21 protein-coding genes are annotated in these 21,425 nt (G+C 37.2%); all 21 read right to left on the bottom strand.

From position 1 onward, the window contains the following. Positions 1-321, bottom strand: a 321-nt coding sequence (locus E1I69_RS04490) for a transposase zinc-binding domain-containing protein (protein ID WP_431731855.1), incomplete at its 3' end; no start/stop codon positions are given. Positions 322-435: 114 nt separating this feature from the next. Next, positions 436-678, bottom strand: a complete 243-nt coding sequence (locus E1I69_RS04485) for a DUF3243 domain-containing protein (RefSeq protein WP_136378404.1) — start codon at positions 676-678, stop codon at positions 436-438. Between the two features lie 86 nt (positions 679-764). Further along, on the bottom strand, positions 765-1,490 hold the full coding sequence (gene ymfI, locus E1I69_RS04480; protein ID WP_136378403.1) for an elongation factor P 5-aminopentanone reductase: 726 nt from the start codon (positions 1,488-1,490) through the stop codon (positions 765-767). A 53-nt stretch (positions 1,491-1,543) separates the two neighbouring features. Next, the gene (gene yfmH / locus E1I69_RS04475) at positions 1,544-2,833 is read right to left on the bottom strand and encodes an EF-P 5-aminopentanol modification-associated protein YfmH (RefSeq protein WP_136378402.1); all 1,290 of its coding nucleotides are present in this window, start codon (positions 2,831-2,833) and stop codon (positions 1,544-1,546) included. Next, positions 2,833-4,113 carry an EF-P 5-aminopentanol modification-associated protein YfmF gene (gene yfmF, locus E1I69_RS04470; protein ID WP_136378401.1) on the bottom strand — a complete coding sequence of 427 codons (1,281 nt, stop codon included), beginning with the start codon at positions 4,111-4,113 and terminating at the stop codon, positions 2,833-2,835. The genes yfmH and yfmF overlap by 1 nt, the downstream gene beginning before the upstream one ends. Positions 4,114-4,293: 180 nt before the next feature. After that, a complete protein-coding gene (locus E1I69_RS04465) occupies positions 4,294-5,247 on the bottom strand; it encodes an ABC transporter permease (RefSeq protein ID WP_136378400.1) in 954 nt (317 codons plus the stop codon). A 1-nt stretch (position 5,248) separates the two neighbouring features. Next, positions 5,249-6,319 (bottom strand): ABC transporter permease, encoded by a 1,071-nt coding sequence (locus E1I69_RS04460; protein ID WP_136378399.1) that lies wholly within the window; start codon positions 6,317-6,319, stop codon positions 5,249-5,251. Then, positions 6,316-7,842 (bottom strand): ABC transporter ATP-binding protein, encoded by a 1,527-nt coding sequence (locus E1I69_RS04455; protein ID WP_136378398.1) that lies wholly within the window; start codon positions 7,840-7,842, stop codon positions 6,316-6,318. Before E1I69_RS04455 ends, E1I69_RS04460 begins: the two co-directional genes overlap by 4 nt. Before the next feature lie 147 nt (positions 7,843-7,989). Next, complete coding sequence (locus E1I69_RS04450) at positions 7,990-9,093, bottom strand: BMP family lipoprotein (protein ID WP_136378397.1); 1,104 nt, start codon at positions 9,091-9,093, stop codon at positions 7,990-7,992. 107 nt (positions 9,094-9,200) lie between these two features. Next, positions 9,201-9,926, bottom strand: a complete 726-nt coding sequence (locus E1I69_RS04445) for a GntR family transcriptional regulator (protein WP_136378396.1) — start codon at positions 9,924-9,926, stop codon at positions 9,201-9,203. Between the two features lie 171 nt (positions 9,927-10,097). Then, complete coding sequence (locus E1I69_RS04440) at positions 10,098-12,428, bottom strand: DNA translocase FtsK (protein ID WP_136378395.1); 2,331 nt, start codon at positions 12,426-12,428, stop codon at positions 10,098-10,100. A gap of 103 nt (positions 12,429-12,531) precedes the next feature. Then, entirely contained in the window at positions 12,532-12,741 is a 210-nt protein-coding gene (locus E1I69_RS04435; RefSeq protein WP_136378394.1) for a YlzJ-like family protein, read from the bottom strand. Continuing rightward, positions 12,738-13,493 (bottom strand): ClpP family protease, encoded by a 756-nt coding sequence (locus E1I69_RS04430; RefSeq protein ID WP_136378393.1) that lies wholly within the window; start codon positions 13,491-13,493, stop codon positions 12,738-12,740. Before E1I69_RS04430 ends, E1I69_RS04435 begins: the two co-directional genes overlap by 4 nt. A gap of 114 nt (positions 13,494-13,607) precedes the next feature. After that, positions 13,608-14,480: a 4-hydroxy-tetrahydrodipicolinate synthase gene (gene dapA, locus E1I69_RS04425; RefSeq protein WP_136378392.1), complete on the bottom strand. Its 873-nt coding sequence runs from the start codon at positions 14,478-14,480 to the stop codon at positions 13,608-13,610. A 129-nt stretch (positions 14,481-14,609) separates the two neighbouring features. Further along, complete coding sequence (gene dapG / locus E1I69_RS04420) at positions 14,610-15,851, bottom strand: aspartate kinase (protein WP_136378391.1); 1,242 nt, start codon at positions 15,849-15,851, stop codon at positions 14,610-14,612. A gap of 28 nt (positions 15,852-15,879) precedes the next feature. Then, complete coding sequence (asd, locus tag E1I69_RS04415; protein ID WP_207308503.1) at positions 15,880-16,932, bottom strand: aspartate-semialdehyde dehydrogenase; 1,053 nt, start codon at positions 16,930-16,932, stop codon at positions 15,880-15,882. A gap of 127 nt (positions 16,933-17,059) precedes the next feature. Then, positions 17,060-17,665, bottom strand: a complete 606-nt coding sequence (gene dpaB, locus E1I69_RS04410) for a dipicolinate synthase subunit B (RefSeq protein ID WP_136378389.1) — start codon at positions 17,663-17,665, stop codon at positions 17,060-17,062. Position 17,666: 1 nt separating this feature from the next. Further along, a complete protein-coding gene (gene dpaA / locus E1I69_RS04405) occupies positions 17,667-18,566 on the bottom strand; it encodes a dipicolinic acid synthetase subunit A (RefSeq protein ID WP_136378388.1) in 900 nt (299 codons plus the stop codon). Positions 18,567-18,835: 269 nt separating this feature from the next. Next, entirely contained in the window at positions 18,836-19,096 is a 261-nt protein-coding gene (locus E1I69_RS04400; protein ID WP_136378387.1) for a YlmC/YmxH family sporulation protein, read from the bottom strand. Positions 19,097-19,161: 65 nt separating this feature from the next. After that, positions 19,162-20,403, bottom strand: a complete 1,242-nt coding sequence (locus tag E1I69_RS04395) for a M16 family metallopeptidase (protein ID WP_136378386.1) — start codon at positions 20,401-20,403, stop codon at positions 19,162-19,164. 32 nt (positions 20,404-20,435) lie between these two features. Next, positions 20,436-21,407, bottom strand: coding sequence for a polysaccharide deacetylase family protein (locus E1I69_RS04390; RefSeq protein ID WP_136378385.1), 972 nt, complete (start codon positions 21,405-21,407; stop codon positions 20,436-20,438). Positions 21,408-21,425 lie beyond the last annotated feature (18 nt).

Genomic DNA, 21,425 nt, shown 5'->3' with positions numbered 1-21,425 from the left:
TAGTCCTTCATCAATCGTAAAAATTACGTGCCGATGATTAACCTGAAGAACATCTTCAGTAAGTAACCTACTCCATTCTTCACTTTCTCCAACAGAGCACGTGGTACAAAATCGACCTTTACATCGGTAAGGAACCTTTCGCACATCATGACAACCTTCACACACAAATAACTTAAATCCATTTTTGATATTCCCACAATCTCGAAATTTCTCAACCTCCTTAATTACGATAGGGCGGATTTTAGCACCGTGTTTTCTCTTGAAAGCTTCCCAATGTTGGTGTTTATCAAAAAATATTCTTCTCAATATATTGGTCTCCATAAAATGAAAATACCACAGCTTAAATAACTGTGGTAGACCCAAATTTTTATACTTTCTTATCTTTAAATAAAAAAGAGAGGAAAGTCCTCTCTCATTTTAAAAACACTGCGTAACCTATTGAACAAGCTTTACCATTACGTTGGCAATTGCTTGTTGCTCTTCCTCTGAAGCAACGGTCCAAAGGTCCCTTAATACTTTTTCTTGAGCATTTTTCGGCTCTACTTCACTTGCAAGATAATCACCAAGTTGATGAGCCATATCATTGATCACATTTTGATCCATTCCCTCAGATTTAGCATGCTGCAAGCGATCACCTAAAAAATTTTTCCAATCCTCAAAATTGTCTAGTACTGACATAAGTGACCCTCCTTATTAGGTTATTACAATGTTAGTTTGTCGTTTGTTGAGTTATTTATTCGTAAATAATGAAAGCTAAAATAAAGTTAACAATGCCAACCACCATTGACGGACAACACTTGCCCAGTAATATAAGAAGCTTTATTCGAAAGCAGAAAAGCAACCGCATTTGCGACCTCACTTGGCTCTCCAATTCTGCCCATCGGAATTTCTTCGCTAATGCCTTCGATATCATCTGGAGTAAATTCCTTAAGCATGTTTGTATCGATCGCGCCCGGTGCAACAGCATTCACTCTAATCCCACTAAGTGCAACTTCCTTTGCTAAAGCTTTTACAAAGGAAATTTGGCCGCCCTTTACCATTGAATAAAGCACTTCACAGGAGGCACCTGTTATTCCCCAAATCGAGGAAATGACAATGATATTTCCACTCTTTTTTGTAATCATGTTAGGAAGCAATGCTTTTGTTAACATATACGGTGTACTCACATGAAGCTGCACCATTTGTTCAACTGTCTTTTCGTCAAAATCAGTCATAAGTCCAAACACACTCTTACCGGAATTATGAATAATTGCATCAATTGGATGCTGAATTTGGTTCACTAAATGGTTCACACCGTTTGGCAAACTTAAATCTGCCTGAATCAGGAATGTTTCCACACCTTTTGAAACTAATTCCTCTGCCCCTTTTTTTATAGATCTTTCATTTTCATGGTAGTGGAGGTATAGCGAATAGCCCAGACCGGCAATTTCTTTAGCAATGGCACTTCCAATTCCCCCACTAGCCCCTGTCACTAATGCATATTTTTTCATTACTCATTTCCCCTTAAAAAAAGCATCCTTCACAAAAGGATGCTTTTTTGTGCTTAATTAATTTTAGGTACAACCTGGCACTCTGTCATTCGAATTTCATCAAAGAATTCGTTTACAGTGTTTGTTATATCATCGACTGTTAGACTTTCCATCATTGGAACGACATCGAATAAATTCATCTCATTAAATGCATACCTTGTAAATTGATTTGCAATATAATCAGGTGAATTTAAAGAGCGTAAAAATGCCCCAATCTTTTTCTTTTTGACACGTTCTAGTTCTTCTGATGTGATTCCTTTGGTTTTACTGGAAAGCATAATATTTCTAATTTTTGATGATAATTCATCAGGGTTAGGTGTATCACCACCAACAACCGCAAAACCAAACCCTTGTTCTTCCGTATAATCATACGTAAATGTGTCATCAATTAAGCCCTCATCATATAATTCCTGATAATGCTTAGAGCTTTTGCCAAACAGCCAATCCAGTATAATTGTTAAACATAATTCTTGTTTAAGTAGTTGATCGCTCTTACGTGACGGATTTAAAGCTTTTACACCCACCATACATTTGGAGGATTGAACATTCATTTGAAGTACTTTTTTCTTTTCATTAACTTCAATTGGTTCATCTTCAAAATGGCGCTTAATTTCTGGCTGATCTTTGTAATCCTTTTGTGCTTGGTTCGAACGAATTTGATCCATTATTTTTTCCGGATCAATCGCACCAACAACAAATAAAACCATATTGCTCGGGTGATAGAAGGTTTCATAACATTCATAAAGCATATCTTTTGTTATTTTGGCGATGGAATCAATTGTTCCTGCAATGTCGATTCGTACAGGATGATTTTTATACATATTTTCAATGACACCAAAATATAGTCTCCAATCAGGATTGTCATCGTACATTGTAATTTCTTGACCAATGATTCCCTTTTCTTTTTCTACCGTTTTTTCAGTAAAATAAGGACTTTGAACAAAGTCAATCAAAGTCTTAAGATTCAATTCCACATTGGATGTACTTGAAAAAAGATAAGCAGTTCTTGTAAACGAAGTAAACGCATTGGCCGATGCACCCTGTTTACTAAAATCCTGGAAAACATCGCCATCTTCTTTTTCAAAAAGCTTATGCTCTAAAAAATGAGCAATTCCATCAGGTACATGAACGAAGTCATCCTTGCCCAATGGTACAAATTGATTATCTACAGAACCGTAATTTGTAGTGAATGTAGCATAAGTCTTGTTAAATCCCTTTTTAGGAAGGATATAGACATTTAGCCCATTTTCAAGCTTCTCATGAAAAAGAACCTCTTGAAGTTGATCAAATGTGATTTTTTCCATTACCTGCCTCCCTCCAATCCTGTAAGGAAGTAGATGGTATCAAGTTCAATTTTTTTTGCCACATTTACTACTTCCTCCTTCGTTACAGTTTCAATTCCAGAAATCCAATCGTCGAGCTTTCTCGGTTTTGAAGAAACAACGTTATGATATAGGACCTCTGCAATTCCTCGAGACGTATCAATGGTTTCTAACAGTTGATTCCGGATAACGGCTTTTGTTTGAGTCATAATTTCATCTGTGAAATCACCATCGATCATCGCTTGCATTTGTTCCTTTATAATGGTTACAGCACGATCATAATTCGAAACATCGATTCCGGACATTACCATTAATAAACCTTTATGACTTTCAACTCTTGATGCAGCATAATAGGCCAAGCTTTCTTTTTCACGTACATTAATAAACAATTTTGAATGTGAAAATCCACCAAATATCCCATTGAATACTTGAAGAGCATCATAATCAGGATCACTATAAGTTGTATTTGTTCGATATCCAATATTCAGCTTACCCTGTTTAACATCTTGATTTTCAATGACTTCATTGACTTTTACGACCTGTTTTGCTTCCGTTTCTGTAAATGGACGCTTGTTTCGGTTACTAAATACAAACGCTGATGAAACAACTTCCTTTACCTTTTCAGGTTCAATATTACCAATGATATATAAGTCCATCTCATCCTCTTCGATTACTTTTCGATAATACTCGTATAAAGATTGTGCTGTTATATGATCAATATCTTCAATTCTTCCGTTTACGTGAAGATGGTAAGGTTCATCCTTACACATTTCCTCAACTAAGCGTAAGTTTGAATACCTCATTTTATCATCGTTAACGGCTTGAATACGTTGCTTAAGGCTACGTTTCTCTTTTTCAACGATTGCACTCTTAAAAGCTCCATTTTCAGTGATAGGAGAAAGTACGATCTCTTGTAACAATGCAATCGCTTTATCAAGAAGTGGTGTTTGATCTTTTAAGAATATTTCATTCGCAATTTCAACAAAAAATGTAATAATGTGATTTTCACCTTTTTTAGCTAAATCCACATACAGTACAGCTCCATATAATTCATCTAAATAAGAGCGTAAGCTAGTTGTTGAGGGATAGCTAGGTGTTTCACTTTGCAAGACATACGGGAGCAATGCCCTCTGGGTAACGTATTCCTCCTGAAGCGGGGCTTTCATTCTTAATACAATGGTATTCGTTTTAAATTTATCTGTTTTAATTGTGTGGAGTGTCAAACCATTTAATTTATGTTCAGATTCGTCCAATAAAAACATGTAAACATAGCCTCCTTTTTAAGTCATAACAAAACCATATATGGCTATTTTTCGACCAAAACCATTTAATTAGTCTTAAAATCACTATAACCTCAAATTAGCAATAATTTCAAGTTTTGCTCCATAAATTTCCTACCAAAAAAGGAATGGCTTTTCAGCCATTCCTTTTTAAAATTATATTTATCGTTTACCTGAATCAAATGGTTCTCCAGCAGCCTTAGGTGCTTGTGAAGATTTAGAAAATAGAACCAATGCAATTAAAGTAACCACATAAGGGAAAATCTTTAAGAGAATTGGTGGAACGACTGCAAGCTCTGGAATAACCTGTGAAACGTTGGCAACAGTACTTGCGAAACCAAAGAACAAGGTCGCACCTAAAATACCAAGTGGCTTCCATTGTCCGAAGATTAATGACGCAAGTGCCAAGAATCCTAAACCAGAAACGTTTCCAGTAAATTCACCCGCATATGTCACAATAATAAGTCCTCCACCTAAACCTGAGAATGCACCTGAAAGTATAACTCCAAGGTATCGAATACCTTTTACATTAACACCTGCAGCCTCTGCTGCTTGTGGAAATTCACCACAAGAACGTAATCGAAGGCCTATTTTTGTTTTAAATAATACAAATGCACTTATTAATAAAACTAGCAAGATAAACCAAGTTGTTGCATATGTTTTTGTGAAAAACAAATCCCCGATAACAGGAATAGAAGCCAAGCCAGGAACATCAAATGGGGCAAAGCCACTAGTAATACGAATATTTCCACTACCTGTAATATTTCTTGCTAAGAATACCGTTAATGCCCCGGCTATCATATTTATCGCAGTACCACTAATAATTTGGTCCGCATTTAAGTTAATACTTGCAAATGCATGTAATAGAGAGAAGATGATCCCTACAACCACTGCAGCGAGTAAGCCTATCCATAAAACTAAACTATGATTAGGTATTACTCCTTGAAGATAATAAATAGTTAGTGACCCAGCAAAAGCGCCAAAAATCATGAGACCGTCTAAACCGATGTTGACAACACCGCTTCGTTCACTAAATAATCCTCCAAGCGCTGTAATAAGAAGAGGGATTGTAAATACGATTGCATATGGAAAGATCTGTTCAATAATGGACCACATATTACGCTTCCTCCTTTTTTACAGCATTGCTTTTGGAATTATTTCGGCGCTTCATGAATTTATTCAATAAACGCTCAATTAAAATGCTAGTAGCTGCGAAATAAATAATGATCGCAATAATGGTGTTTGCAATTTCTGGTGGAATTTCTGTCATCGCATTCATAAAACCAGTTCCAGAATAAAGGATTCCAAAGAATACAGCAGCAAAGAATACACCAATCGGATTGTTAGCTCCTAATAAAGCTACAGCAATTCCATCAAAGCCTTGTGACGGTAAAATTCCTATTTGCATGCTCGTTGCATTTCCTGTGTACATCGCAACACCTGCAAGTCCTGCTAATCCACCTGAAATGAGCATGGATAATACAATATTGGAATTTACTCGCATTCCTGCAAATTCAGCAGCATGGCGGTTAAACCCTACCGCTTTTAATTCAAACCCTAAAGTTGTTTTATTAATGATAAAACCAACAATAATAACTGCAATAATACCTAAGAACAAACCAAGGTTAATATAGGAGCCTTGGAACATTTCAGTTAAAAATGGTACGCGTAATGTTGCTTCATCCCCTAATTTTCTAGATTCAGTTTCTAGAAATTCACCTTTAAAATATCCAGGTATAACATAATACACAGTCCAATAAGCAACCCAGTTCATCATGATTGTTGAAACGACCTCATGTACATTAAATCTTGCTTTAAGCAATCCGGGAATGAACGCCCAAAGAGCTCCACCAAGAAAACCGCATAAAATCATAACGAGTAGGAGAATTGGTCTTGACCAGTCAAATGTTAAACCAATAGCAGTCGCAACAAGACCGCCTATTAACATCTGGCCAGAAGCTCCAATATTAAATAGACCTGTACGGAATGCAAAAGCAACGGATAAGCCAGTAAAGATTAAGGGTGATGCTGTAGCTAGGGTATCACCTATTCTCGAGATGTTTTTTAAACCTCCCTGAAACAAATAACCATACCCTTCAAAGGGATTACTTCCAATGAAAAGCATTAAGATTCCGCCAGCGATTAAACCTAAGAGCACGGCAATCAATGAAACAATTGTGGTTCTCATACACTTCTCTCCTTACCTACACCAGCCATCATAAGGCCAACCTCATTTTCATTTGTTTCTGAGGCATTGACAACCCCAATGAGCTCCCCATTATTTATGATGGCAATGCGATCAGATAACTGCAATACTTCATCTAGTTCCAGTGAAATTAAAAGTACTGCTTTACCTTTGTCGCGGTGCTCAATCAACCGTTTATGAATATATTCAATTGAACCTACATCAAGGCCGCGGGTTGGTTGAACCGCAACAAGCAAGTCAGGATCTAATTCAAGTTCACGTCCAATTATTGCTTTTTGTTGGTTACCACCAGATAAGGTTCTTGCTATAGAAACTTCGCCTTCACCTGAACGCACATCAAAATTTTCTAAGATTTTCTTTGCATATTCCTTCATGGCAGAAAATTTTAATAGACCATGCTTTGAAAATGGCGGTTTATTATAAAGCTGTAGGACCATATTGGATTGGAGCGTGTAATCTAAAACAAGTCCACGTTTTTGTCGATCTTCAGGAATATGGGCAATCCCTTTATCAATTCTTTTACGAACCGATAGAGAAGTAATATCTTCTCCATTTAATAAAATTTTGCCTGATTCAGCCTTTCGAAGACCTGTAATCGCCTCAACTAGCTCCGATTGACCATTTCCTTCTACACCAGCAATTCCGACAATTTCTCCTTTTTGTACGGATAGAGAAAAGTTCTTTAATCCTAAAACTTTTCGATTATTTTTTACAGAAAGAGAATCTATTTCTAAAACCACTTCACCTGGTTTACTTTCTTCTTTATCTACATTAAAGGAAACGTGACGGCCTACCATCATTTCAGCCAAGCTTGCTTCACTTGTTTCAGCCACATTCACTGTTCCAATGTATTTTCCACGACGAATAACTGTACAGCGGTCTGCGACAGCTTTTATTTCCTTCAATTTATGTGTAATGATGATGATTGATTTTCCTTCTTTAATCAAATTACGCATGATTTTCATTAATTCATCTATTTCGTTTGGAGTTAATACAGCTGTAGGCTCATCAAATATCAGCACATCAGCTTCACGGAAAAGCATTTTCATAATCTCAACCCGCTGCTGCATCCCAACTGAAATGTCTTCTATTTTCGCATGAGGGTCTACATTTAGTCCGTAATATTTAGACAGTTCTTCAATCCGTTTTGCGGCACTATTAATATCAAGAACAACGCCATTTTTAATTGGTTCGCTTCCTAGGATGATATTTTCAGTAACCGTAAAATTATCAACTAGTTTAAAGTGTTGATGCACCATTCCAATACCGAGACGGTTTGCCACATTAGGGTTATTGATATGCACTTGTTCCCCATTTACTTTAATAATTCCTTGCTCAGGCTGATACATACCGAATAAAACACCCATAAGCGTGGACTTTCCTGCCCCGTTTTCACCAAGCAGAGCGTGTATCTCTCCCTTTTTTAAAGTGAGAGTGATATTATCATTTGCTACAATACCGGGAAATTCCTTCCTAATATTAAGCATTTCTACAACATATTCCATAGTAGCACTCACCTTTTTTCTAGACTCATATCCTTTTTATTAGGAGTCCCCTATCCACATCTGAAAAATGTAGAAAGATGTGTTTCGTTCACCTTGTAGGTTATATACAAAAGAGACGGATAAAAACCGTCTCTTTTTAAACTAAACTTACTCGATTAAATCGCCTTGTTCACCTGAGACTTTAATATCACCTGATTTAATCTTTTCAAAAATATCTTTAACTTGCTTAACTGTTTCCTCACTTAAGTTAGGGTTTTCATCTGGAATACCCACGCCATCATTTTTAGCATCGTAAGTTAATGTTTCTCCACCAGGGAATTCTCCATTTAACTCTTTTTCAATTAGTTCTTGAGTTGCGTGAGCAAGCTTCTTCATTGCAGAAGTTAAAGTAATTGATTTGTCGTCTTCATAGATTCCTTCAGAATATTGGTCTACGTCAACACCAACCATCCATACATCTTCGCCAGCTTTTGCACGGTTCTTAGCTTCAGTAAAAGCACCAACACCTACACCACCAGCAGCAGCAAAGATTACATTCACACCACGATCATACATTTGTGCAGCAATTTGTTGTCCAGCGGCTGAATTATCAAATGAACCTTGATAGACTACGTTGTCTGATTTGATTGTGAAATTTGTTCCTAAGTTTTCATTTGCATAAGCTAAACCTTGTTGGAATCCCCAGTTAAACTTTTGTACAGCTGGAATTTCCATACCACCGATAAATCCTGCTTCTCCTTCTTTTAACTCTAGTGCGGTAGCAACACCTGCTAGGAAACCGGATTCATGTTCAGCAAAAAATACAGCAACAGTGTTGTCTGCTACAGCAGGGTTAAAGTCACCACTATGTGGGTTACCATCTAGAATTACAAATTTAGCATCTTCATATTTAGATTGTGCTTGGAAAATAGCGGTTTCAAATTTGAACCCAGGTGCTACAATAAATTTATAGCCTGCATCGTAAAGATTACCCATTTCCTTTAAGTATTCTGCTTCAGTAGTACCTGCTGGCTTAAGATATTTTGTTTGAATGCCAAGCTCATCTTCCGCAGCCAAGATTCCTTCCCATGTACCTTGGTTAAAAGATTTATCATCAATTGTACCAGCATCCGTAACCATACCTACTTTTAGGTCAGCACCTTTGCCATTTCCTTTACTTGTACCTTCTTCATCTGCGCTTCCACATGCACCTAGTAATGTTCCAGCTGCAAGAAGAAATGCAAGACCAAAACCTGCTTTCTTTTTAAACATGATAAAACCCCCTATAAAATTTTTAATAAAAACAAATCCTTACTTTAGAATATTTGTTAGTAACGGACTACTTATTCACCTCCTTAAAAAGTGCATTTCTATCACCACTATAATACACGCTTTCTAACAACATGGAAGGAAAATTTGTCAGCTCTAAAATAATTTTGTGAAAATAATACAGGTTTATCATTTTCGTCGTAATGCATTTGTTTTAATAACAAGAGGGCAGTTTCCGGATCACAATTTAAAATAGGAGAAATGGTCTCATGGTACCCAATCGGTTCAATATGAGTCACAGCATATGTGATTTTTCTTCCTGCTTTTTTCTCTAATAAATCAAAGATGGATTCTTCATGTGAATAGCTAGACGGTAAATTTTTACTAAGTATTTTATCAATACAATACACAACAGGCTCGTTGTTTGCTGTACGTACCCGTTCAATCACAGTTATTTCTTCATTTTCCAAACAACTAAATCCCTTAATATCACCATCAGTCGGTCCCTTGACCGTTTTAGACAAAAAGATAGTACCAGGTGACATTCCAGCTTGAATAATCATATCTGTAATACTACTAATCTGCTCAATGCCAGAATTAAAGAGAGGCTTTGCATTAACAAAAGTTCCAACGCCATGCCTTCTAATAATGACATTCTCTTCTTCAAGAATTCGTAATGCTTCTCTTAATGTTGCTCTACTAACACCTAATTGTTTTGCTAGGAGAAACTCTGATGGTAGCTTTTCCTTTTCTTTGTAGACTCCGTTATCGATATCAAGTCTAATCTGATCTATCACTTGCAAATACAATGGTCGATTATCTAACTTGATAGTCATCTGCAGTTCCTCCATTTTATGTAAAGTCATCAGACCTCTGATGTTAGACCGATATTAATCCGAGATAACTATATCATTTTTTTTGAAAGAAATAAATAACAATTGCCAAATTTGTCGAAAAAAAAGAAGAGCAATTGCCCTTCTTTGTTGGATGTTCAATAGAATAAAGTTTTAACTTCCCACATCTTCATTTTTTGCTGTAACAAGAACTGTTCTTGGTTTGCTACCCTCATATGGACCTACAACACCTCTAAGTTCCATTGCATCGATCAGTCTAGCGGCTCTCGTATATCCAATTCGAAACCTTCTTTGAAGCATCGATACTGATGCTGTTTGCATTTCAATTACAAGTTGTACAGCATCGTCATATAATTCATCATCCACTTCTTCAGTCGTTTCAACTGTGTCCGTCGGAATCATCTCTTCTTGATACTGTGCCTTTTGTTGAGAAATAACAAAATCAACAACCTCTTCTACTTCATCATCTGATAAAAATGCACCTTGAACACGAACAGGCTTTGAAGCTCCAACAGGTAGAAATAGCATATCTCCTCTTCCTAATAGTTTTTCTGCTCCACCCATATCTAGAATTGTTCTAGAATCGGTTGAGGAAGAAACACTAAATGCAATTCGTGAAGGAATATTAGCTTTAATAACCCCTGTGATGACGTCAACTGAAGGTCGCTGAGTTGCGATAATTAAATGTATTCCAGCAGCACGAGCCATTTGTGCTAAACGTGTGATAGAATCCTCAACATCTGATGAAGCTACCATCATTAAATCTGCTAACTCATCTACAATCACGATAATGTAAGGAAGAGTTGGTTGTTTCGCTTCCTCTTCCATATTGTGACGTCGGACATATTCATTATAGCCCTCAATATTTCGCGTATGGGTATGCGCAAATAACTCATATCTGCGTTCCATTTCATTTACAACTTTTTTAAGAGCTTGTGAAGCCTTTTTGGGATCTGTCACAACTGGTGCTAGTAAATGTGGAATTCCGTTGTACACATTTAATTCGACCATTTTCGGATCAATCATCATCATTTTTACTTCATGTGGTTTAGCCCTCATTAGTACACTTGTTATAATGCCATTGATACATACACTCTTACCACTACCTGTTGCACCTGCAACTAATAAATGAGGCATTTTATTAAGTTCAGCAAATTTAGCCTCACCTGAGATGTCACGCCCCAGCCCAATTAACAACTTAGAATCTGAACGCTGAGGTTCAATATCCTCTAACACCTCACGAAGTGATACAACTGCAATTTCGGAATTAGGCACCTCAATTCCTACAGCTGATTTACCAGGGATTGGGGCTTCAATTCGAATGTCTTTGGCAGCTAATGCTAGTGCTAAGTCATCACTTAAATTAACAATTTTACTTACTTTTACCCCAACATCAGGGTATACTTCATATTTAGTTACGGCCGGGCCGAGGTGAACCTTTGTTACCTTTGCTTTTACACCAAAGCTATGAAATGTTTTTTCTAGTTTTCTAGCATTTTCATATATATTTTCATGCTCCGCACTTTGACTTGTTTGTTTTGGCGGATGCAGAAGTTCGATTGGTGGTAATTCATAATCTACATTCTCCAGTTCACCTTCAGTAAAGGTAATTGGCATTTTCTCATCATGGTCATCTTCGCTTGCATGATGTTTTTGCTCATGTTTTTCGTGATTAGTCTCGTGTTCTTTTGTATATGCCTTATCTGCAAAGTTCGAGATAATCGGCTCAATCGGAACCTCGACAGGGTCTTCTTCGACCTGCTCATCTTGTGCAGCATGAACATCTTGTTTTTGAGTCTCTTTTCTCTTCTTTCGTTTTTCTCTTTTTGGCTGATTTTTGCGTTGCTGTGACCAATTTTTGATATCCTCCACAAATGCAATCCATTGATTCTTAAAAAATGTAAAAACAGGACCAAACATTTTCGCGATAGTATCGTGGAGCGACTTACCGGTAACAAGCACACCACCAATCACAATCAAAAAGACGGAAATGATCTTCGTTCCCGCTTCATCAAATAGAAAATACGAGGCAGCAAATAGGATTGAGCCAATCATGCCTCCCCCTAAATCCGTTGTGCTCGTATTGCCATTTACAACCGCCCAAAACATACTCCATGTATTTTTGATAACACTAGGATCCGTGAATTTTCCTTCATTTGTTTGCAAATTAAATAATGGAATATGACTTAAAAGGAGCAATGCGCTAATGATTAAATAGACTCCAATCAATTGCCTAGTTATCATTCTCGGCCATGTGCGGTTCCAAATGATATAAAGTGAAACGAGCAAAAGTCCAATTAATCCAAGAATGTCCCAATTACCAAAGAAAAATCGAAATAAATAGACTAATCCTGTCCCCACTGTTCCAAGTCTAGCTAACCCAATACATGCTAGAGCTAGCAATAATAAGCCTAGCAATTCATATTTTAATGTTTTTTTCCACTCATCTTTTCGCTTCGACTGTCTACGTTTTCGTTTTGCCATACTTACTACACCTACTCTACCTATCAATAAAGGAAAGCAGCCATATCATGGCTGCCTATGTAATGAAATCTCCTTAAATTATAACACATTATACGAATTTGTCTCAAAGTCTTATTTTCTGCCCAGGTGAATATCTTCCATCTAGATAGTGCTGAGGGTTTGTGCTCATCACTCTTTCAATCGTATATTCCCCATTTTGAGATTGGCTTACGGCCAAAGAAACCCCATCTAGGTCGACATATTTTAATTGATTATCTTCCATATCGGTGTGAGGATAAATTAATTCCTGTGGCATCATCGTGTATAAAATCATTGGATCATCTGCCCACTTTCGTCAGAAAGATTTTTCTCTTCAATTAACTCATTTAATTTCTTTAAGGCCTGGCCAACTCCACCAATCGCATCAATGAGACCATATTCAACAGCATCGGATCCAATTACATTCGTCCCAATATCTCTTGTTAAGTTGCCTTTTGAAAACATCAATTCTTTGAATTTCTCTTCTTTAATGTTTGAATGACTTATTACAAAATTCACAACACGTTCTTGCATTTTATCGAGATATTCAAACGTCTGTGGCACTCCAATAACAAGACCTGTTAGTCTAACTGGATGAATCGTCATTGTTGCCGATTCGGCAACAAAAGAATAATCACAGGCCACAGCAATTGGCACACCAATCGAATGCCCTCCTCCTAAAACAATAGAAACAGTCGGCTTAGAGAGTGAGGCTAACATTTCAGAAATGGCAAGTCCTGCTTCTACATCTCCTCCAACCGTATTTAAAATAACAAGTAAACCTTCAATTTTCGGATTTTGTTCAATAGCAACAATTTGAGGGATAACATGTTCATATTTGGTTGTTTTATTTTGCGGTGGCAATTGAATATGACCTTCAATTTGACCGACAATTGTCAGGCAATGGATCTTACTGTCATTTGACAGTTGAGGTACATTCGTTTGTCCTAATTGCTGTATTTTATCTACTAGTGATGAACCCTTCGATTCATTCTTATCGTGATCCCCTTGTGGTTGTTCTTCATTTATGTATTGATTATTACTCATTGTAATCTCCTTTCAACCCATTTACCATTTAGTATAAACACATGACAGTATTTCATTCTGTAAATGGGTGAAAGAAAAAAGCCAACCATAAATAAGATTGGCCTTTTACATCTATTATGAATTTGAAAGTAAATTTGATAATTGAATTCGTTCTTGCTCATTTAATGGGACAAGCGGCAAGCGAACCGATCCAACATCTAATCCCTGTATCTGAAGAGCTGTTTTTACAGGTACAGGATTTGGAGCAGTAAATAACCCCTTCATGATTGGTAATAACTCCTGATGGTAGTTAGCAGCTTCCGTAACATTACCAGCTAAAAATGCATTCACCATTTGTTGCATTTCATTACCAATCACATGAGAAGCAACTGACACGACACCTTTAGCACCAACTGAAAGTGCTGGTAACGTAATACCATCATCACCACTATATACATCAAAATCAGCATCGGTTTTTGCGATAATTTCAGTCATAGCCTCTAAGCTTCCGCTCGCTTCTTTTACAGCTACGATATTTGGAATCTTAGATAATGTAATAATGGTTTCAACAGACATATTAATAACCGACCTACCTGGGATATTGTATAACATAACAGGTAAGTTAGTACTTTCCGCAATTGTTTTAAAGTGTTGATAAAGTCCTTCCTGATTAGGCTTGTTGTAATACGGTACAACTAGCATAATCGCATCAACACCAGCTTCTTGTGCTTTTTTAGTTAACTCCATTGATGCGTACGTATTATTACTGCCTGTTCCAGCAATGACCGGAACGCGACCGTCAACTACTTTTACAACATGACGGAAAAGTGCCACTTTTTCCTCTGACGATAATGTGGGAGATTCACCTGTCGTCCCTGCTACAACCAGTGATTCTGTGCCATTATTTATTAAATAATTAATCAGCTGAGTTGTTTTTCCAAAATCGATGTTACCTTTATTATCAAAAGGTGTCACCATCGCCGTTGAGATTCTACCAAAATCAATCATGCTTTTACACCTACTCCCATCAATTATGCCCACTGTTTCAAGACAGCTAGGCTTGATCAATATTTAAAACCTACGGTATTGAATAAGAAAGGGACACCCCACAATTGTAAGGCTCCCTACCTCTTCCATTTAATAGTCTATCACTTCTGCTCCAACTGGTCCATCTGATAAATGGAATGCCTTGTGTAGGGCATTAATCGCTTCCTTCATTTCTGATTCTTTTACAAGTACCCAAATTGTAGAGAGGCTGTCTGCAGATTGTAGAATTTGAATGCCTTTTTCAGAAAGGGCAGTTACGATTCTGGCTGTTACTCCAGGTACCCCGTTCATACCTGCTCCAACTGTAGCTACCTTTGCACACTTTTCGGTCACAAGAGGCTCATATCCCATTTCCTTTAGTTTATTAACTGCACGGGCTGTCATTTCCCCTGAAACAGTATAAACCACTCCGTTAGGCGTTATATTAAAGAAATCTACGCTAATTTTTTCATTTGCCATAGCCTTAAACACTTCTGTTTGAAGATTGTATTGGCCTTTTTTCGCTTGAACCTTTAATTGCGTAACATTGGTTACATGAGCAATACCCGTGATCAATCTTTCTTTCACTTCAACGCCTCTGCGTTTTTCTATTGTTGTTACAAGTGTACCTGGTGCATCACTGTAAGTTGAACGCACCCTAATTGGCACTTTTGCTTCCATCGCAATTTCAACTGCACGTGGGTGAATGACTTTTGCACCTTGGTATGCCATATTTACAATTTCATTGTAAGTGACAACAGATAAAGGTTTTGCATCCCCAACGATGCGTGGGTCTGCTGTCATGACACCTTCTACATCTGTAAAAATATCAATCCATTCTGCTTGCAGTGCAACACCAAGAGCAGCTGCAGAAGTATCACTTCCACCTCTACCTAAAGTCGTAATATCTCCTAATTTAGAGATGCCTTGAAAGCCTGTAACGACTACAACGTCATGTTCCTCAAGCGTTTGAAGTAATCTGTCACACTTCATTTCAGTAATTCGTGCATTTGTATGATCATTATTTGTACGGAAGCCAGCCTGACCTCCGTTTAAGGCAGCTGCAGAGATTCCGGATTGATTTAACATATTGGTAAAAACCACACTTGAAATAATCTCACCGCAGGACACTAGCATATCCATTTCCCTACTGCTGATACTGGAGTTTTGATCCCCCACTAAGCTTAACAGTGTATCAGTAGCATATGGGTCACCCATGCGCCCCATAGCAGATACAACGACAACTACTTTATATCCATCAGAAACAGCACTTGCGATATGATTTCTTGCCCTTTCACGAGATTCCTCATCTCGAACTGAGGTTCCGCCAAATTTCTGTACAACAATATTCATGAAACCACCTCATGTTTGGTTGAACGGATTATTTTGCAACTAAACCTAGCTTTAATAGACTGCCAGCAATCTGAACTGAGTTCCATGCAGCACCTTTTAATAGGTTGTCAGATACTACCCACATGTGGAATCCATTATCTTGGTCTAAGTCTTTTCTAATTCTTCCTACGAATACATCTTTTTTACCAACTGCGTGAATCGGCATTGGATATACTTGCTCAGCAGGATTGTCCTCTAATACAACACCTGGTGCAGATGCTAATAAATCCTTAACTTCCTGTGCAGAAACTCCATTTTGAGTTGTTTCAAAATAAACAGATTCAGAATGCCCAGTTTCAACTGGTAATCGAACGCAAGTAGCAGCAACAGGTAGTTCTGGTAAATGCATGATCTTCTTTGTTTCATTAATCATTTTCATTTCTTCAAAAGTAAAGCCATTATCCTCGAATTTATCAATTTGTGGAATGGCATTAAAGGCGATTTGATAATGCTTTTTGTCTCCTTTTACCGGTAAAACCTGTGGAGTAAATTCATTTCCTTCAATGATGTCCTTTGTCTGCTCTTTCATTTCTGATATGGCAGCTACACCAGAACCTGAAACTGCTTGATATGTTGAAACAATAACCTTTGATAATCCAAAGGTTTTACGAATTGGCTCTAAGGCGACAACCATTTGAATGGTTGAACAGTTTGGATTTGCGATAATACCATTGTGATGAAGAAGGTCATTTTCGTTTACTTCTGGAACAACAAGTGGTACATTTTCATCCATTCTAAATGCACTTGTGTTATCTACAACAATCGCACCACGTTTTACAGCCTCTGGAGCTAGCTCTTTCGAAACGCCACCACCTGCACTAAATAAGGCAATATCAACACCTTCAAATTTTTCTGGTGTTGCAACCTCCACGACCACTTCTTTACCTTTATACGTAATCTTTTTACCAGCAGAGCGCTCTGATGATAATAAAGTTAGTTTTGTTAATGGAAAATTTGTTTCTTCAAGTGTTTTGATCATTTGCATTCCTACTGCACCTGTAGCTCCTACAACCGCAACATGCAATTCTTTTTCTACTGTCATTTGATCCATTCCCCTTCCCAGAATTACTAGAACGTCTAATTTACGTTTAATGCTTTTTATTTTACCACATACAAGTACTAAAGGAGAGAAGAATTTTCATTCTTTCCCCTTTATTACGAAAATTTTATTATTTTTCGTCGTCACGGTATCTTTCAACTAGTACCGGCTGTAACTGTTTTCCCTCAATTGCGGCCGCAACAGTATCCCTAAGCATGGTCATTCGAGCAACCATCGAATTAGGTTTCTTTACTGGATCATCCTGCCCATATGGGATAAAATAAATATTTTTTGTTGCCATTAATCTCATAAGGTTAACACCATTTAAGCCTAAAGCATCATTTGTTGAAATCCCTAACACAACCGGATTTTGATTACGTAATGTAGCCTTCGCAGCCATTAAGACAGGAGAATCCGTTAAAGCATTGGCGAATTTACTCATTGAATTCCCTGTGAGCGGTGCAATGACCATGCAATCCAGTGGTATTTTAGGACCTAATGGTTCTGCTTTCACAATCGAATCAATGACCTGATTACCTGTTGCTTTTTCAATTCTTTGAATCCACTCTGCGCCTTCCCCAAATCGAGTATTTGTGGACTGTACAGTCCATGATACGACAGGAATTACATCAGCACCCTCATCGACAAGTTTTATAATTTCAGGCATTACAGCATCATACGTACAATGGGATCCCGTAACACCAAATCCGATTCTTTTACCTTTTAATGAAGTCATATTATTCGTTCTCCTCTCTTTGTTGTAATAACTCAAGAAGTAGTTGAGATAATACATTCGCAACGATCTGCCCAGCGGTCTTTGGAGCAACAATACCTGGTAACCCTGGCGCTAATAATGCTTTAATTCCTCTCTTTTCTGCATATCTAAAATCAGTTCCCCCTGGCTTCGATGCTAAATCAACAATCAACGTGTGGGCTGGCATTTTTGAAATAACATTTGCGGTAACAATTAATTTAGGAACGGTATTAATACAAACATCGATATCCTTAACCTCTTCAGCTAGATTAGCAAGCTGAAAAGGAGTTAATCCCATTTCTGTAATTCTCGCAATATGCTCTGTTTTTCTTGCACCTACCTTTACATGTGCCCCTAGTGCAGCAAAACTTCTCGCCACACTCATTCCAACCCTGCCTAGTCCGAGTACCGCAACGTTCGAATCATGAATCGTAATATCCGTATGCTGGATAACCATCATAATGGTACCTTCAACCGTAGGAATCGAATTATAAATCGCAACATCATCTCTTTCGAATAAACGTACTAATTTTCGATTTGTTGCATTTGTGATTCCATCTAAATACGTGTTGCTTATTCCCGAAAAAACAACACAGTGTTCAGGTGTTTGTGATAGGATTTCTTCTGTTAAGACGACTGTTTCATTTGAAAAAATCGTTTCAACCTCACCTTCACTGTTTGTGCCAAATACTGGCAAAATGATTGCATCTATATCTGTAAAGTCGATTTCGTCTAATCGTTCTTTTGAAGCCCCTGTAAATCCATGATCTAATTGATCAAATCCAATTAAAGATAGCCTTGCATCTAATTCAATTAGTTTACGAATCACTTCTAACTGTCGTGCATCTCCACCAATGATTGCTACATGCATATCGGTTAACATACGCTTTATCACCTTCTTTTTCCTAAAATGAAATCGAATGAAAGTGGGAATTGTTGAATGCCTCACACCAGGAAACTTCGACTTCTTGTTCCTATATTTTTGAAGGATAACCCCCAAAGGCTTTTGATAAAATCACCATAACTTTATCTACTCCACCATACTATGAGCCATCGTAAAAATAGGTGAATGAACAAGATTAAATTTGCTCACCATAACATTTTTTCGAAGAATAGAAAAAACCCACGGAATACCGTGGGCTTCACTTTTCTTTATTCATTTTCCTCTGATCCATTTTCTTCTGGCATATCAATGATAATCATATCCGTTCCAATTTTACGAATATGTTGCCACGACACACGAACTTCATTTCCTTGCTTTTTGAAACCGAACCATTTTAAAGAGGGAATAATAAGCGCCTTGATTTGACCTGTTCTTTCATCAATTTCTAAATCGGTTTGACCTAAAACACCCAGTCTTTCAGCACGTTTGACATCAACAATTTCTTTCCCACTTAATTCACTCAACCTCAAAAGAGACCACCCCTTCAATGTTCTTTGTACATTCTATGGAGTAGTCCACTTTTTTAGAAGTAAATTCAGTTTGAAAGCTTAATTGGTAAATCATCAGTTGGACTAATTAACGCTAGCGAAAAATCATCGGTGAATATTTGTTTTCCCATTGCATTCACACTATTTTCATTAACTGCATTAATTTCGTCTATAATTTGGTCAAGACTCTTATGTGCTTTTAATAATAATTCATTTTTTCCGTTTCGGCTCATCCGGCTATTTGTACTTTCAAGGCTAAGCATCAGACTACCTTTCATTTGTTCCTTGCTATTCTTTAATTCTTTTTCAGTAATACCCTCTGCTTTTAGCTTTGCTAACGTTTCCTGGATCGTCTCGAATAAAAGATTTAATTGTTTGCTGCCGGTTCCCCCGTAGATTGTCACCATTCCTGTATCCTTATAAGAAGAATGATAGGAGAAAACAGAATAAGCAAGACCTCTTTGCTCACGAACTTCTTGGAATAGTCGACTACTCATGCTTCCACCAAGAATATTATTTAATACAATTAAGTCATATACATCTTTATCCCCAATTTGTAATCCATTAAAGCCTAAGCAGAGATGGGCTTGTTCAGTTTCTTTTTTACGTGTGATTTTATTTGTATGGAATGTAGGCTTCTGGAGCTCCTGTTTTGTTTGATTACCAGAATAACTGCCAAAATACGTTTCAACTTCAGAAATAAAGTTTTCTTCAATATTCCCTGCAATTGATACAACCACTTTATCCGGTGTATACATTTCATCCATATATTGACGTAGCTTATCTCCGTTAAAGCTTTCCAACGTTTCTTCGGTGCCGAGTATCGGATAACCTAAAGGATGATTCTCATAACTCGCTTTACTTAATATGTCATGGACGATATCATCAGGCGTATCTTCGTACATTTTGATTTCTTCCAAGACGACATTTTTTTCTTTTTTCAATTCTTCTTCATCAAAGGTTGAATGAAAAAACATATCAGCTAGGACATCTAATGCAAATTTTGCATGTTCATCTAACACCTTTGCATAGTAACAAGTATATTCCTTAGATGTGAAAGCATTTACTTGTCCACCTATGCTATCAAAAGACTCTGCGATTTCTCTTGCAGTTCTTGTTTTTGTTCCTTTAAAAAACATGTGCTCTAGAAAATGTGAAATCCCGTTGTTTTCCGGGTTTTCATTTCGTGACCCTGTCCCAATCCAGACACCTATTGCAACTGATCGAACAGTTGGGATGTTTTCTAATACGATTCTTACACCATTTTGACAAGTATATTTTTTGATCAAGGCTGTATTCCTCCTGTTCTAAAAACAACGGATTACTTTTTCTTTAGTATGATTCGTTCTTCGTTTAATAATGTAGAAACATTGTCGATTGCAAGATCTTTTTGTTTAATTGATAGAATTAATCTTTCAAGGCTTTGAGCAGTTGGTGATGTCGGATGCATTAAAACCATGGCTCCAGGGTGGATTTTACCCATTACTCTTTGAACCAAAACATGTGGTTGTGGCCGCTGCCAGTCAATTGTATCAACACTCCACATAATTGTTTTCATACCAAGCTCATCCGCTATTTTAACAACTTCGTCACGGTAACTTCCACTTGGAGGGGCAAAAAGGGTCGGCTTTATACCTGTTGCTGCCTCAATGACTTGATTTGTTTTGATTAATTGTTCCCTTACAAGCTCTGATGACAATTTTTTCATATCGGGATGTGTATAAGAATGATTGCCAACCTCATGGCCGGCATCTACAATCATTTTTGCTAAATCCGGATTTTCCTTAACCCATCGACCTTCTAAGAAAAAAGTTGCTTTTATATTATGTTTTTTTAGGGTTTCAAGCATATCTGGAATATATTCATTCCCCCATGCTACATTGATTAAAAATGAAACTATCGGTTTGTTCGGATTCCCACGATAAATTGCGGATGTAGGTAAATCCTCTAAATGAACCTTTGGTGAAATCTGTTTAAACACAAGCTTGTTCTCATCAAAAGCACCATTTTTTTTCATCTTTTCATATGAAGCTTGAATATCCACTTCAAGGCCATTTAAGCCAGGAGTTGCTTTCCAAACAGGGTCTATTTTAGCATCTTCAGCTGGAATACTATATTCAATCGCTCTTTTTTCAATTTCATTTAAAAGATGATCACCTTTACTAACAGGGATTGCGTCAGCACTTTCTTTTAATCCCTTCACGTAATCATTTGTAAATGGATTATGTAATGAACCAATTGAAATTAATAAAATACAAATAAAAACAAAAAATTGTATGTACTGTTTTTTCATAGCTATCCCCCTCTTTAC

This window comes from Bacillus timonensis (assembly GCF_004799755.1).
GTDB lineage: Bacteria > Bacillota > Bacilli > Bacillales > Bacillaceae_L > Ferdinandcohnia > Ferdinandcohnia timonensis_A.
This window is presented reverse-complemented; position numbering and strand designations above follow the sequence as displayed.

Bases quoted from the DNA above. Each gene is read 5' to 3' on its own strand.
- E1I69_RS04485 (WP_136378404.1), bottom strand. From the start codon at position 678: ATGTCAGTACTAGACAATTTTGAGGATTGGAAAAATTTTTTAGGTGAT.
- ymfI (WP_136378403.1), bottom strand. From the start codon at position 1,490: ATGAAAAAATATGCATTAGTGACAGGGGCTAGTGGGGGAATTGGAAGT.
- yfmH (WP_136378402.1), bottom strand. From the start codon at position 2,833: ATGGAAAAAATCACATTTGATCAACTTCAAGAGGTTCTTTTTCATGAG.
- yfmF (WP_136378401.1), bottom strand. From the start codon at position 4,113: ATGTTTTTATTGGACGAATCTGAACATAAATTAAATGGTTTGACACTC.
- E1I69_RS04465 (WP_136378400.1), bottom strand. From the start codon at position 5,247: ATGTGGTCCATTATTGAACAGATCTTTCCATATGCAATCGTATTTACA.
- E1I69_RS04460 (WP_136378399.1), bottom strand. From the start codon at position 6,319: ATGAGAACCACAATTGTTTCATTGATTGCCGTGCTCTTAGGTTTAATC.
- E1I69_RS04455 (WP_136378398.1), bottom strand. From the start codon at position 7,842: ATGGAATATGTTGTAGAAATGCTTAATATTAGGAAGGAATTTCCCGGT.
- E1I69_RS04450 (WP_136378397.1), bottom strand. From the start codon at position 9,093: ATGTTTAAAAAGAAAGCAGGTTTTGGTCTTGCATTTCTTCTTGCAGCT.
- E1I69_RS04445 (WP_136378396.1), bottom strand. From the start codon at position 9,926: ATGACTATCAAGTTAGATAATCGACCATTGTATTTGCAAGTGATAGAT.
- E1I69_RS04440 (WP_136378395.1), bottom strand. From the start codon at position 12,428: ATGGCAAAACGAAAACGTAGACAGTCGAAGCGAAAAGATGAGTGGAAA.
- E1I69_RS04435 (WP_136378394.1), bottom strand. From the start codon at position 12,741: ATGATTTTATACACGATGATGCCACAGGAATTAATTTATCCTCACACC.
- E1I69_RS04430 (WP_136378393.1), bottom strand. From the start codon at position 13,493: ATGAGTAATAATCAATACATAAATGAAGAACAACCACAAGGGGATCAC.
- dapA (WP_136378392.1), bottom strand. From the start codon at position 14,480: ATGATTGATTTTGGTAGAATCTCAACGGCGATGGTGACACCTTTTGAT.
- dapG (WP_136378391.1), bottom strand. From the start codon at position 15,851: ATGAATATTGTTGTACAGAAATTTGGCGGAACCTCAGTTCGAGATGAG.
- asd (WP_207308503.1), bottom strand. From the start codon at position 16,932: ATGACAGTAGAAAAAGAATTGCATGTTGCGGTTGTAGGAGCTACAGGT.
- dpaB (WP_136378389.1), bottom strand. From the start codon at position 17,665: ATGACTTCATTAAAAGGTAAAAGAATCGGATTTGGTGTTACGGGATCC.
- dpaA (WP_136378388.1), bottom strand. From the start codon at position 18,566: ATGTTAACCGATATGCATGTAGCAATCATTGGTGGAGATGCACGACAG.
- E1I69_RS04390 (WP_136378385.1), bottom strand. From the start codon at position 21,407: ATGAAAAAACAGTACATACAATTTTTTGTTTTTATTTGTATTTTATTA.